Origin of the sequence: Phenylobacterium sp. (assembly GCF_025934275.1) — a bacterium.
Taxonomy (GTDB): domain Bacteria; phylum Pseudomonadota; class Alphaproteobacteria; order Caulobacterales; family Caulobacteraceae; genus Phenylobacterium.
This window is the reverse complement of the sequence record NZ_JAICYI010000041.1, coordinates 1-13307: the sequence shown is the minus strand read 5'-3', so window position 1 is coordinate 13307 and position 13307 is coordinate 1. Positions and strand designations below refer to the sequence as shown.

The following is a 13307-nucleotide window of genomic DNA, read 5'->3' as shown; positions in this document are numbered from 1 at the left end:
GCCAAGCCTCCGAAAGATCAGTGGAAGTCGCGGCTGCGGATCAGCCGGCCGGTGACCCGGCTGCGGACCTGCGGCGCCGGATCCGCCTCGCCGTCGCGCATCTCGGAGAGCCGGTGCGAGAGGTCGGTGAACCGCTCGGCGACCAGATGGATCACCTCGCCTTCCTTCTGCACATGGCCGTGGACGATGACGAACGAGCCGCCCATCACCAGCCGCCGGTTGGCCTCGAAGGCGTCCTTCCAGACCACGACATTGGCGATGCCGGTCTCGTCCTCCAGGGTCATGAACACCACCCCCTTGGCGGTGCCGGGTCGCTGGCGCACCAGCACCAGGCCGCCCACCGAGGTCCGCCGGCGGTCGCGCACCGTCGTCAGCGCCGCGCAGGGGACGGCGCCGGCGCGGGCGAGCTCGTCGCGGAAGAAGCTCGCCGGATGCGCCTTCAGTGAAAGGCTGGTCGTCCGATAGTCCTCGGCCACGTGCTGCGGCTGGCTCATGAACGGCAGCCGCACCTGCGCCTCCTTCGCCGACTGGCGGGCGATCAGCGGCGCGTTCGCCTCCGCCCCGATCTCGCCGGCCAGCCCCTTCACCGCCCAGAGGCCCGCGCGCCGGTCGAGGCCGAGCGAGCGGAACGCGTCCGCCTCGGCGAGCAGTTCGAGCGCCCGCCGCGAGAGCCCGGCGCGGAGCGCGAAGTCCTCCAGGCTCCGCGCGCCGTCGGCTCGGGCCCGCATCAGCGCCAGCGCCTCGTCCTTCCTGAAGCCCTTTATCTGGCGAAACCCCAGCCGGACGGCGCGGAGGCCCGGCTCCTCCCCCGAAGGGAACACTTCGGAGGAGGAGCAAGGCTCCAGCGTGCAGTCCCAGTCGGAGCGAAGGATATCCGGCGCCCGCACCTCCACCCCGTGATCGCGGGCGTCGCGGACCAGCTGGGCCGGCTGGTAGAAGCCCATCGGCTGGGCGTTGAGCAGGCTGGCGCAGAACACGTCCGGGTGATGCCGCTTCACCCAGGCCGAGGCGTAGACCAGCAAGGCGAAGCTGATCGCGTGGCTCTCCGGGAAGCCATAGGAGCCGAAGCCCTCGATCTGCTTGAAGCAGCGCTGCGCGAATTCCGCGTCGTAGCCGCGCGCGGTCATCCCGTTGATGAACTTCTCGCGATATTCCCAGAGCCGGCCGTTGGCGCGGAAGGTGGCCATGGAGCGGCGCAGGCCGTCGGCCTCGTCCTCCGAGAACCTGGCCGCCTCGATGGCGAGCCGCATGGCCTGCTCCTGGAATAGCGGCACGCCCAAGGTCTTGCCAAGCACCTGGCGGAGCTCGTCCGCATCGCCCTGGCCGGGCGCAGGGCTCGGGAACACCACCGGCTCCTTGCCCTCCCGCCGCTTCAGGTAGGGATGCACCATGTCACCCTGGATCGGCCCGGGCCGGACGATCGCCACCTCGATGACCAGGTCGTAGAACCTGACGGGTTTCAGCCTCGGCAGCATGGACATCTGCGCCCGGCTCTCCACCTGGAACACGCCCACGGAATCGGCGTGACAGAGCATGTCGTAGACGGCCGGATCCTCCTGCGGGATCTCGGCGATGTCAGTGATCCGCCCCCCGTCCGGCCGCGGCGGCAGCAGGTCGATGGCCTTCTTCAGCGCCGTCAGCATGCCGAGCGCCAGCACGTCGACCTTCATCAGACCGAGCGCATCGATGTCGTCCTTGTCCCATTCGATGAAGGTGCGGTCGTCCATCGCCGCATTGCCGATCGGCACGGTTTCGTCGAGCCGGCGCTTGGTGAGCACGAAGCCGCCCACATGCTGCGACAGGTGCCTGGGAAAGCCCAGCAGCTGGTGCGCCAGCGAGGTCGCCCGCCGGATCTCCGGCGCGTCGGGATCGAGCCCCGCCTGGCGGATGTGGGCGTCGGGCACGCCTTCGCCATAGGAGCCCCAGACGGTGTTGGCGAGCGCCGCGGTGATGTCCTCGGTCAGCCCCAGGGCCTTGCCCACCTGGCGGATCGCCATGCGCGGGCGGTAGTGGATGACGGTGGCCACGATGGCGGCGCGGTCGCGGCTGTAGCGGCGGTAGACGTATTGCATCACCTCCTCGCGCCGCTCGTGCTCGAAGTCGACGTCGATGTCCGGCGGCTCGCCGCGCTTCTCGGAGATGAAGCGGGAGAACAGCAGATCCTGATCGGGCTTGGTAGGATCGACCGCGGTGATGCCCAAGCAGAAGCAGACGCAGGAGTTGGCGGCCGAGCCGCGACCCTGGCAGAGGATGCCCTGGCTGCGAGCCCATTCGACGACGTCGTGGACGGTCAGGAAGTAGTTGGCGAAGCCGAGCTTCTCGATCAGCGCCAGCTCCTTATCGATCGTCTCGCGCTCGGCCTCGCGCATACCGTTCGCGAAACGCCACGCAGCCCCCGACCAGGCGAGATCGCGCAGGTGCTGGATGGCGGTCTTGCCGGGCGGCACCGGCTCGTCCGGATACTCGTAACGGAGCTGGGAGAGGTCGAAGCCGATGCGGCCGGCGATCTCCAGGCTGCGCTCCGCCGCGCCGGGAAACCTGGCGAACAGGCGGGCCATCTCCTCGGGCCCCTTGAGATGGCGTTCGGCGTTGGCTCCGAGCCTGAGACCCGCCTCGTGGACGGTGCAGCCGTCGCGGATGCAGGTCAGCACGTCCTGCAGCGGCCGCCGCTCCGGGCCGTGGTAGAGGACGTCGTTCACCGCCACCATCGGCGCGCCGCAGCGCTCGGCCAGTCCCGCGAGCGCGGCGAGCCGCGTCAGGTCGCGCGCGCCATAACGGCGGGCGGCGGCTAGCCAGACATAGGGCAGCTCCCCGGCGATCCGCTTCAGCTCGGTCTCGAAGGTCGCCTCCAGCCGTTCCGGCGGCACGACCAGAACGAGCTGGCCCTCGGCATGGTCGAGGAAATCGCCGAAGCGGAGCTCGCACTGGCCCTTCTCGACCCGCCGCTGGCCGAGCGTAAGCAGCCGGGTCAGCCGGCCATAGGCCTCGCGGTCGGAGGGATAGACGATCAGGCTGGGCGTACCGTCGGCGAAGTCCAACCGGCAGCCGGTGAGCGCGCGGACCGACGAGCCCGTCTCGCGCAGCTCCTGCATCGCCGACCAGGCGCGCACGACGCCGGCCAGGGAGTTGCGGTCGCAGATGCCGATCGCCTCGATCCCCAGAGCCGCGGCCCCCGCCACCAGCTCGTGCGGGTGCGACGCGCCCCTGAGAAACGAGAAGTTGCTCGACGCCTGCAGCTCGGCGTAACGGGTCATGGTGGCCCCTTCTGCGGACTGGGATCGCTCACGTGAGGTCCGTGAAGGGATTGTAGGCGACCTCCCAGAGATGGCCGTCGGGATCGGCGAAGTAGCCGGAATAGCCGCCCCAGAAGACCTTCTGCGGCTGTTTCACCGCCGTCGCGCCGGCCGCCAGAGCCTCGGCGAAGACGCGGTCGACATCGGCTGCGCTGGGCTCGTTGTGGGCGAGCGTGAAGCCCCGGAAGCCGGAGCCTTCGGCCGGGACTTCAGCGTCGGCGGCGAGTGCGTCCCAGCCGTAGACGCTCAGCCAGCTGCCCTCCATCCGGAAGAAGACGATCGCGTCGCCGTCCTTGTAGTTGTGCGTCGGGAAGCCCAGGCCATCGCGGTAAAAGCGGAGTGCGCGCTCCAGATCCCGAACGCCCAGGCCGATCAGGCCGACTTTGGGTTTCATCACGATCTCCTCATCCGAACACGCCGTGCAGCCACCATTTGGCCGGCTCGCCGGCGTCGTAGAGCCCGGCGCGGAACACCCAGAACCGCGCGCCCTCGGCGTCTTCCACGCGGTAGTAGTCGCGGACGTGGCCGACCGAGACGTCCTCGATCGCGCGCTTCCACCACTCCTCGCCGATCCGCTCGGGACCCTCGGCGCGGCGCACGCGGTGCAGGCGGCCGCGCCAGCGGAACTGGTTCGGCGGATCGTCGGGGGTGAGCGCGATCACCGCCTCCAGCGGCTCGGGGCGGCGGAACAGCCGAACCGGCCGAGGCGCCTCCGGATCCCAGGTCCACGCCGCGCCTGCCGGCGCGAGCGGCGCCGCGCGGGTGATGGAGAGCTCCGGCACATGGCTCTCGACCGGCGCAGCGCGCCAGACGCGATCCTCGCCCAGCCGGTTGACGAGTCGGTCGATCAGCGGCGAGAGGCCGTCCTCGACGCTCGGCTGAGCCGCCCCTTCCAGCTTCACCTGCCGCCCAGAGAGCGTCTCGACCTCGTAGGCCGCGATGGTCACGACCTCGATCCCGAAGCCCGGATCGACGGTCTCGATCTTCGGCGCGAGCAGCCTGGCGATGCGATCCGCGTCGCGGCCCGGTAAGGCGAGGCCCGCCGCCACGCTCGGGCTCTTGCCGTCCAGCCGATGGAAGAAGAGCTCGAAGCGTCGGGCGCCCTTGCCGGCCTCCTCCAGCCGCGCGCAGAGCCTGGCGGCGGCGTCGAACGCCACTCGGGCCAGGTCTTCCGGAGTGCTGATCGGCTCGGCGAAGGCGAGCCTGGCGATCCAGGGCGTGGGCGGGCGGCGAAAGGCGAGCGCCTCGCCCGTGCGGCCGAGCGCCTGGTCGATGCGCATCAGCGTGGTTTGGCCGAACCGCTTGGCGAACGGCCCGCGCGGCAGGGCGAACAGCTGCGAGAGCCGGCGGAAGCCCAGCCGCTCGATTTGGGCGGCGGTCTCGAAGTCGAGCTTCAGGGCGGCGGGCGGCAGGTCGGCCAGGGCCTCGCCTTGGGCGCCGGGCGCGGCGATCGCTCCGTCGCGGCCATAGCGGGCGAGGCCCCAGGCGGCGGCCGGAGTGTCGGCGAGCGCCAGCCGCGCGAAAATGCCGGCCGCGCTCAGCCGCGCGCGGATGTCGCTCACGAGCTCGGCCTCGCCGCCCCACAGGTGATCCACGCCGGTGATGTCGAGATAGAGGCCGTCGGGCGGATCGGCGGCCACGGCGGGCGAGAAGCGCACGCACCAGTCGACGAGGGCCAGGAGCGCCTGGGCGTCGGCCTCCGGCTCGGCCTCGGCGGTCGCGAGCTCGGGGACGAGGGCGAAGGCGTCGGTCGCCTTCTGGCCGCGATAGAGCCCGAGCCTGGCCGCCTCGAGGCTGACCGCCGTCAGCCGCCGCGTCCCCCGCTCGGCGGCGACCAGGGCGAAGGGGGGAGGAGAGGCTTCCCCCGAAACGGGGGAAGTGGCCCGTCGTGCGGCATGCGCGCGGGTCGACGGGGGAAGTGCTGTTGGACTCCCCCCTTTGTCGGCCGGCTTCGCCGTTGCCGACATTTCGCCCGTTCCGGGGGAAGCGCCAGAATCAGGCTGCCCGGCGGTCGGATTCCGCCGGCGCCAGGTGTCGATCGCCCAGGTCGGCGACCAGGCGCAGAGGATGCGGGCCATGACGGGCCTCCCATGAATAAGCCGCCCCCGCTTCAATGAGGAAGGCGCCCGTCCGCCCGCCCCGGCACCGCTCCAGCTCGACCTCGAACCGCGGCGCGCCCAGGCCGAACTCGTTCGCTGGCGGCGCGGAGGGCGCCGAGGCCACCCGCCAGCGGGTCGCGGCCGCCGAACCCGCCGTCGCGCGCCTGGCTGCTCCGCCGAACGGGCGCCTGTGGATCAGGAAGCCGGCGCCGCCCCGCCGCTCGCAGGCGAGCTGCAGCCGCCGCCCGGCCGTCAGGTCCACCGCCTCCACCTCCCCGATCACCGCCGCCACGCCGACGGCGGAGAGCGCGTCCTCCATCACCGCCAGCGCCTCGGCCTCGTCGCGAGCGCAGACCTGGATCAGCCGCTCGGCCGGGAAGCCCAGGCCGGTGAGGCCGGGGGCGAAGAGGTCGTCGCGGCGGAACACCCAGACGGCCTCGCCGCGGGCCGCGAGCGGCGCGGCCATGAGCGCGGCGAAGGCGGCCGGGGCCGCTCCGGCCTCGGTCTCCAGGCCCGCGCCGCAGAGCTCGTGCCAGCAGCCGAGCGGGAGGCCGCCGCCGGGCAGCCTCCCGTCGATCGCCGGATCGCCGAACGGCAGGACGCCGGCGCGCCCCCGTCCGGCCGCCTCCAGGGCGGCGATCTCCGTCCGGAGCGCGGCGAGCGCGGTCCCGCGAAAATCGGACATGGCTTTGCGGACTCCTTATGTTCCGATTTTGTTCTAGTAATCCCCCGGCCGGAGTCAAGTTCCGGGGCGACCGTTTTTGTCGCGGGTCTACTGCGGCGCGCTGAACTCGAAGGCGGGCTCGGCGCGTTTTTTCGCACCCCCGCCGAAATTCCACGTGAAGCCCACGAACGCCGCCTGGATGCGGGCGCGGTTGGTAAAGTGCTCGTGCAGGAGGGGCGTGTCGAGCACCTCGCGGAACCGGTAGATCCCGAACGGATCCTGCGCCGTCACCACCAAGGACAAGCTGTCGCTGAACTTGTGCTGGTAGCCCAGGAACACGAGGAACATCGGCTCATAGAAACCTTGCGGTATCAGGCGCTTGGGGTTCGCAATGCCGGTCACCTGGAACAGGTCGTTCGGCGTCGCCTGCCAGTTCAGGCTCGCGCGCCCGCCGCCGGCCAAATCGGACCGACGCGGATTCACGCCCGCCAGGCCGAGGTTCTGGGATTCGATCTCGGCCCAGTAGAGATTCACGCTCGCGTTGTAGCTCAGCGTCTTGCCGAGCTTGCCGTTGGCGACGAGCTCGAGCCCCGCGTTGCGGCTGCGGCTGAGGTTTTCCTTGGTGTTCAGGAAGATGCCATGGCCGAGGTCGCTTACGACGGTGGTCACGCCATGGTCGTTCAGCCGATAGAACAGGGTCGCGAGGTAGTAGGTCCCGTTCTCCTTGAGCTGCCAGGCGGCCTCGAAGGAGTGGGTGATCTGCGGCTCCAGGTTCGGATTGCCCTGGCTCGCCACGGTGCTCTCGACCAGCACGAACGGATTGAGGTCCTCGGGCGAGGGACGCTGCACGCGCTCCGAATAGCTGGCCGTGAGCTGCTGGGCCTCGGAGAGCCGGTAGGCGAGATGCAGGCTCGGATAGAGCCGTCCCTCCTCCCGCTTCAGCCGCGAGGCCATGGTGACCTGGTCGAGGTCGAGGCGCTCGTCCTCGTACCGGAGGCCCGCCAAAGCGGTGAAGTCGCCGACTGGCTGCTCGTAGGTGAGGTAGGCCGCGTTCAGGGTCTGCTTGTAGAGGAAGAGGTCCGACTGCACCGGGTTGGGGATCGCATCGGCGTCCCCCGTCCCGACCCGGGTTACGACGTCATAGCGGTTGTCGTTGATCCGCAGATCATAGCCCGCCTTGAGTTTCGCCTCGTTCGGCATCGGGCGGTTGTAGTCGGCCTTGAGCTCGGTCTGCTCCAATGCCCCTCGCTGGAGGATGTCCCTGAAGCTGTCAGTCGCGGCCGGGACCAGGTGGATGTTGGTCAGCTGCTCGTCGTATTTCGCGAGCGTCCGCTCCTGGCTGAGATTGACGTTGAGGTCGTGGTCCTGGCCGAACTGACGTCGAAAGCCCCCCGAACCCGACGTCGTGTCCGTGTCTTGGTGATAGCTGCCCGTCTGCGGGACATCGCCGACCACGGCGCCGGTCGCATCGGTGGTGATGAAGCTCTGCACCGTGTGGGGATCGTAGGTGAAGTCGTTGTGGCGAAGCTCGGCGGAGAGCCGCGTCTTGGCGCCCACGTCATAGTCGATCGCGGCGCGCGCCGTCCAAAGGTCGACTGGGCCCTTAAAGCTCAGGTTGCGGTTGCTGGTCAGGGTCTCGCCGGTGGTCGTGTCGACGGTCTGTCGGAAGTCTTCGATTCTCGAATGCTGCGGATCGTGGCGTGCGGCCAGGTTGCCGGTGAGGGCGACCTTGGCCGAGTTGTAGGCGCCCGTGACGCTGGCGTTGCGGCGGCCCGCGCCGCCGAGGTTGGCGCGCAGAGAGCCGGAGCGGCCCGCCTTTCGGACCTTCTTGGTGACCAGATTGATGATCCCCGCCGTTCCTTCCGGGCTGTAGGCGGCGGTCGGATTGGTGATCACCTCGACCCGTTCGAACTGGTCGGCCGGGAAGGATTGCAGCGTCTGGCCGCCGGCCGGCCCCTTGAACAGGTTGGTGGGCTTGCTGTCGATCATGATGGTGACGTTGGAATCGCCCCGCAGCGAGACGTTGCCGTTCACGTCCACATCCAGCGAGGGGACATTGCGCAGGGCGTCGGCGATCGAGCCGGTGGTGGTCTGCAGGTCCTTGGAGATGTCGTAGCTGCGCCGGTCGATGGACGAGCGGAACTCGGTTCCCTGACCGGTGACGGTCACGCCTTCGACGGTCTTGCCGGCCGGCTTCTGCGAGGGCTGCTTGGCGAGCGCCGCGAGCGGGGTGAGCGCCAGGGCCGCGGCGGCCCACCTCGCCGATCTGCGCACCTTGATCTCCCCGCCGGCGCCTGCGCAAGGCGAGCGAAGCTTAGGCGATTCCGCAACCTAAAATATGGCAATGTCGGCCTGGGCGGCGGCCTGCGGTTGCGGAGCCGGTGGGAAGCACGGCTAAATGCCGCGGCAGAGACCGGGAGGGGTGCGATGCGGTTCCAAGGGTTCCTTGTCGGCTTCGTCCTGTCGGTTGCGAGCGCGGCGGCGGCGCAGCCCGCGGCCAGCCTGCCGCCCGTACGCGTGACGATCGAGAGCGGCGCCTTGCAGGGCGTGCGCAACGCGACCGCGAACGTGTTCCGCGACATCCCGTACGCCGCCCCGCCGGTTGGGCCGCTCCGCTGGCGCCCGCCGCAGCCGGCCCAGCCGTGGTCGGGCGTGCGCGACGCGGCTGCGGCCGGACCTTCGTGCCCGCAGCCGATGCTGGCGAACGGCGCTCCCAACGACGGCGGCGCCAACGGGCCGACCTCCGAGGATTGCCTGCAGCTCAACGTCTATGCGCCGAAGGCGGCGCGGCGCGCGCCGGTAATGGTCTGGATCCACGGCGGCGCCCACCGGACGGGGGCGGGCTGGATCTACGACGGCTCGAACTTCGCCCGCGACGGCGTGGTGCTGGTGGCGATCAACTACCGTCTGGGCGCGCTGGGCTACTTCGCCGATCCGGCGATCGACGCCTCCGCCCGGCCGGGCGATCCGGTCGGCAACTACGGCCTGATGGACCAGATCGCCGCGCTGAAGTGGGTGCAGCGGAACATCGCCGCGTTCGGCGGCGATCCGAACAACGTCACCGTGTTCGGCGAGAGCGCCGGCGGCATGTCGACGCTCGCCCTGCTGGCCACGCCGGTGGCGCGGGGCCTCTATCGCAAGGCCGTCGTGGAATCCGGCGCCGGCTGGTTCCAGCCAACGACGCTCGCCAGGAAGGAGGCCGAGGGCGCCGCGGGGTTGGCGAAGATCGGCGCGCCGGCGGCCGCCACCCCGGCGGAGCTGCGCGCCCTGCCCGTCGAGAAGCTGGTGACGATTAACGCCAACTTCGGCCCGTTCACCGACGGCAAGCTGATGACCGAGACGCCGAGCCAGGCGCTGGCCGACGGTCGTTTCGACGACGTGCCGCTAATCATCGGCTCCAACTCGGGCGAGGATTCGCTGATGGGCCCTGGACCCGTGAGACCGGAGCGCTACGCCCGGCTGATGACCCCGGCGCTGAAAACCGCCTACGCCGCCGACGCCGGGGCGGGCGAGGAGAAGCTGGCCCGCGCGCTGTTCACCGACCGGATCATGGGCGGGCCGGCGCGTTGGGTGGCCGCCGAAGCTTCCGGAGGCAAGCCCGCCTGGCTCTACTACTTCTCCTACATCGGCAGCCGCTTCCGGCCGGCCAAGACGCGGGCCAGCCACGCCGACGAGATCCAGTACGTCTGGGAATACTGGGGCCGCCGCACGCCGATGAGTGTGGTTTCGGACGAAGACAAGCGGATGGCCAGCCTCATGCACGCCTGCTGGGTGGCCTTCGCCAAGACCGGCGCCCCGAGATGCGGCGGCATGGATTGGCCGGCCTACAAGCCTTCGAGCGACCAGCTGATGGAGTTCGGCGCCGTCTCGGGCGTGCGGACGCATTTCCGCAAGGTCGAGCTCGACGCCCTGCAAGCCACCGTCCTGCCGACGCTCGCGCTTTCCAAATAGCGCCCGAACTGAATCAAATCCCTTCGCGTTTCCGATGATTAGGATTGCGCCGGAGACGCCAGAATGGCCACGCGACCGACATGGCAGGGATACCTGCGCCTTTCCCTGGTGAGCTGCCCGGTGGCGCTCTACACCGGCGCCTCGAGCACCAGTGAGGTGCATTTCAACATGCTCGACAAGAGGACCCACAATCGGATCCGGATGATCCCGACCGATCCGGAGACGGGGCCCGTCGACCGCTCCGAGATCGTCAAGGGCTACGAGATCGAGAAGGGCCGCTACGTCGTGGTCACCGACGAGGACATCGCCAGCGTCCGCCTGGCGACCACCCGCACGCTCGACATCGAGCGTTTCGTGGACGAGGACGGGATCGACCGCCTCTACTGGAACGATCCCTACTTCCTGGTGCCGGACGGCGACATGGCGCTGGAGGCCTTCACCGTCATCCGCGAGGCGATGGAGACGTCGGGCAAGGTGGCGCTGGGCCGCCTCGTCATGCACCAGCGCGAGCGGCTGATGGCGCTTGAGCCGCGCGGCAAGGGCATCCTCGCCTATTCGATCCGTTCCAACCGCGAGGTGAAGAATCCCAAGGAGCTGTTCGACAAGATCCCCGACGAAAAGCCCAACGCCCAGATGGTCGACATCGCCACCCGCATCATCGACCAGCTGGAGGGCCCGTTCGATCCAAGCCAGTTCAACGACCGCTACGAGGACGCTTTGCGCGAGCTGATCCGCCAGAAGGAGAAGGGCGCCACGATCACCGCCCCGTCCGAGCCCAAGGAGGCCGAGGTCATCGACCTGATGGAGGCCCTGAAGCGCAGCCTCGGTCAGGCCGGCGGCGGCGAGCGGCGCAAGGCGGCGCCGCGCACCGCGGCGACGACCAAGTCCAGCCGGCGGGCGGCTTCCGCCAAGAAGCCCGCCGCCCGCAAGCCGGCCGCCAGGAAACGCGCCTGAGCGCGCTCAGCGGACTAGGGGCTCTTCTTCGCCTGCTCCTTCTCGATGACGTCGAGGCGGGCCTTGAACTGGTGGTCGGCCACGTGCGCGCCCGTCGCATCGAAGTTCATCACCGCTTCATGGGCCGCATCGAACCTCGGCCACGCCGGGCCGCCCGCAGAGTCCGGATCGCCCGCCTTGGCGAACGCCGCCCAGTAGGCGTTCATCGCCTTGGAAACCGGCTCGTCCTCGGCCGTGAACTTCTGGTGCGCGCCCCCGAACACGTAACGGATCTCGGCGGTGTGCGGCGCGCCCTCCGCCTCCCTGGCCTTGAGCGCCTCGGGCACGAACGTGAAATAGTAGACCCAGACCGGCGCGCCGGCTTTCACCTCGATCCTGGCGAGGTTGCGGTCGGGCTCGGTCATGTAGTTGTCCGTGACCATCTCGTGGACGATGCGGACCTTGTCGCCGCTTCCATTGGGATCGTAGGCCGCGATGACGGCGGCCCGACGGGCCTCCGGCAGGGCGTCGAGCTGCGCCGGCGTGGGCCGGAACAGACTCGCCTCGTCGGAATTGCCGCCGACGATCAGCGGGACCCTGGCCTGGCGGTGCGCGGCGAACCCCTCGGTGATGCCGGAGGCGATCAGCCGCCCGTCCTCGATCGGCTGCGCCCGCTCGGTGAAGCCGCCGGCGTAGGGCAGCTTCGAGAGCGGCAGCTTGCGCAAGGCCTCGGCGGCGGCCGCATCCGTCCCCTCGACGCCGGCGGCTTTCGCGGCCCTGAGGCCGTCGGCTTCGGCCCTGGCCAGCGTGAACGGCTCGTGGCGCGGGAAGCTGGATTCACCGATCGCCTTCTGGAACAGGCCCCGCGCATCAGGCGCGAGCATCAGGTAGAGCACCGAGATGCCGCCGGCGCTCTCGCCGAAGACGGTGACGTTGTTCGGATCGCCGCCGAACGCGGCGATGTTGGCCTTCACCCACTTGAGTGCCGCGATCTGGTCCATCAGTCCGTAGTTCGCGAACGGCGCGGCCTTATCCAGCGCCGGGTGCGCGAACCAGCCGGCGTGCCCCAGGCGGTAGTTGAGCGTCACGGTGATCACGCCCTTCCTGGCGAACTCCGCGCCGTCGTGCACTGCGCCGAACGCCCCCATGCTGGTGCCCACGATGAAGGCTCCGCCGTGGATCCAGACCATCACCGGCAGCCGCTGCCCGGGCTTCGCGCCGGCCGGCGTGGTCACATTGAGATAGAGGCAGTCCTCCACGTCGCGCTCGCAGCTCGCGCCGGGCTTGGTGGCGTCGCGCACGCCGGGCCAGCTCGGCCCCGGGGCGGGCGGGCGCCAGCGCAGATCGCCGACCGGCGGGGCGGCGTAGGGGATCCCGAGATAGCTCGCGGCGCCCTCGGCCAGCGCGCCCTGCAGCTGGCCCTGATGGATCTTCAGGGTCGGTCCGCCAGCGGTCTGGGCCGCGGCCTGGGAGGCGAGGAGGCCGAGCGACAGCGCGCCGGCGACGAAGGCCCGTCTGATCATGGATTCCCCCAAATCGGATCGTGCGGCGAGGCCTAGGCGCGGCTTGTTTCGCGATTGTGTCTGACGGCCCGGGCGGAACCCCGGGCCCCGCTCGGCGATTGGCCTTCGCCTGGATTGTCAACGATGAGGCCGGGATGCGGCGCGAACTCCTCCTGATCAGCGGCCTGGTGCTGACGCTCGGCGGCTGCGTGAGCTCGCCCAAGCAGACGGTGCTGAGCCTCGACACGACCGATCCGCGCTGGACCAGCCACCGCTGCGTGGCCGCCCGCAAGGAGGTGGCCCGCTACAACGACCACGAACTCGCCCGCACAGCCGCAGGCGTTGGAGTCGGCGCTGTGGCCACGCCGCTCGCGGGGATCGGGACCACTCTGGCCTTGAGCGCCGCGCAGGACCCGAAGCGGGCCGAGCTGAACCGCCGCGTGCGCGCCGCCTGCATCTCCGATCCGCTCGGCGAGCGCCGCTCCCGCATCGAGCGGCGGGAGCATTACGCCAACCGCTAGAGCGGGAACATGCCGGCTTTCGCGCAGGCGATCGGCCGGTAGTGACGGTCCGAGAACTCCTTGGTCGGCTTGCCCTTCGGAGTCCCGGTGGTGCGCATGCGCCAGCCGCCGGGCTCGAGGCTGATCACGTTCGTGTTCGGGGAATCGGGATAGTCGAAGACGGTCTCGATGCGGTCGGCCGACTCCGGGCCCTTGCCGAAGATCTCAGGTTCCACCCCCGGGTGGAGTCCGGCCGGCGGACGCGGTCTAGAGCGTTCGGCCATCGAGTTGAATCGATTGTGATCGCGGCTGGGATTCCGCAGGGGGGCGGCATGTGAGTCCATGAGGCTTCCTGATTCGGGGAG

General features: G+C 70.0%; 10 protein-coding genes. 3 read left to right on the top strand and 7 right to left on the bottom strand.

The features are described from left to right. Positions 1-17 precede the first annotated feature (17 nt). From Q0W60_RS11510 to Q0W60_RS11490, 5 genes are all read right to left on the bottom strand, one after another. Positions 18-3254: an error-prone DNA polymerase gene (locus Q0W60_RS11510; protein ID WP_297695686.1), complete on the bottom strand. Its 3237-nt coding sequence runs from the start codon at positions 3252-3254 to the stop codon at positions 18-20. Between the two features lie 28 nt (positions 3255-3282). Next, positions 3283-3687: a VOC family protein gene (locus Q0W60_RS11505; RefSeq protein ID WP_297695684.1), complete on the bottom strand. Its 405-nt coding sequence runs from the start codon at positions 3685-3687 to the stop codon at positions 3283-3285. Between the two features lie 10 nt (positions 3688-3697). Further along, positions 3698-5260, bottom strand: coding sequence for a DNA polymerase Y family protein (locus Q0W60_RS11500; RefSeq protein WP_297695682.1), 1563 nt, complete (start codon positions 5258-5260; stop codon positions 3698-3700). A gap of 28 nt (positions 5261-5288) precedes the next feature. Then, positions 5289-6077, bottom strand: coding sequence for a protein imuA (locus Q0W60_RS11495; protein WP_297695680.1), 789 nt, complete (start codon positions 6075-6077; stop codon positions 5289-5291). A gap of 87 nt (positions 6078-6164) precedes the next feature. Continuing rightward, positions 6165-8330, bottom strand: a complete 2166-nt coding sequence (locus Q0W60_RS11490; RefSeq protein WP_297695678.1) for an outer membrane beta-barrel family protein — start codon at positions 8328-8330, stop codon at positions 6165-6167. Between the two features lie 153 nt (positions 8331-8483). Between Q0W60_RS11490 and Q0W60_RS11485 the strand changes: the two genes are divergently transcribed. Next, positions 8484-10007: a carboxylesterase family protein gene (locus Q0W60_RS11485; RefSeq protein WP_297695676.1), complete on the top strand. Its 1524-nt coding sequence runs from the start codon at positions 8484-8486 to the stop codon at positions 10005-10007. Positions 10008-10070: 63 nt separating this feature from the next. Then, positions 10071-10961: a Ku protein gene (locus Q0W60_RS11480; protein WP_297695674.1), complete on the top strand. Its 891-nt coding sequence runs from the start codon at positions 10071-10073 to the stop codon at positions 10959-10961. A gap of 14 nt (positions 10962-10975) precedes the next feature. Here Q0W60_RS11480 and Q0W60_RS11475 read toward each other — a convergent pair whose 3' ends face one another. Continuing rightward, positions 10976-12463, bottom strand: a complete 1488-nt coding sequence (locus tag Q0W60_RS11475; RefSeq protein ID WP_297695672.1) for a carboxylesterase family protein — start codon at positions 12461-12463, stop codon at positions 10976-10978. Between the two features lie 134 nt (positions 12464-12597). Between Q0W60_RS11475 and Q0W60_RS11470 the strand changes: the two genes are divergently transcribed. Continuing rightward, positions 12598-12963, top strand: a complete 366-nt coding sequence (locus tag Q0W60_RS11470; RefSeq protein ID WP_297695670.1) for a hypothetical protein — start codon at positions 12598-12600, stop codon at positions 12961-12963. Here Q0W60_RS11470 and Q0W60_RS11465 read toward each other — a convergent pair. Next, entirely contained in the window at positions 12960-13178 is a 219-nt protein-coding gene (locus Q0W60_RS11465; protein WP_297695669.1) for a hypothetical protein, read from the bottom strand. The genes Q0W60_RS11470 and Q0W60_RS11465 overlap by 4 nt on opposite strands. Positions 13179-13307: the final 129 nt, after the last annotated feature.

Coding starts and splice junctions, on each gene's coding strand:
- Q0W60_RS11480 (WP_297695674.1), top strand. CDS start 10,071: ATGGCCACGCGACCGACATGGCAGGGATACCTGCGCCTTTCCCTGGTG.
- Q0W60_RS11485 (WP_297695676.1), top strand. CDS start 8,484: ATGCGGTTCCAAGGGTTCCTTGTCGGCTTCGTCCTGTCGGTTGCGAGC.
- Q0W60_RS11495 (WP_297695680.1), bottom strand. CDS start 6,077: ATGTCCGATTTTCGCGGGACCGCGCTCGCCGCGCTCCGGACGGAGATC.
- Q0W60_RS11505 (WP_297695684.1), bottom strand. CDS start 3,687: ATGAAACCCAAAGTCGGCCTGATCGGCCTGGGCGTTCGGGATCTGGAG.
- Q0W60_RS11510 (WP_297695686.1), bottom strand. CDS start 3,254: ATGACCCGTTACGCCGAGCTGCAGGCGTCGAGCAACTTCTCGTTTCTC.
- Q0W60_RS11500 (WP_297695682.1), bottom strand. CDS start 5,260: ATGTCGGCAACGGCGAAGCCGGCCGACAAAGGGGGGAGTCCAACAGCA.
- Q0W60_RS11470 (WP_297695670.1), top strand. CDS start 12,598: ATGCGGCGCGAACTCCTCCTGATCAGCGGCCTGGTGCTGACGCTCGGC.
- Q0W60_RS11475 (WP_297695672.1), bottom strand. CDS start 12,463: ATGATCAGACGGGCCTTCGTCGCCGGCGCGCTGTCGCTCGGCCTCCTC.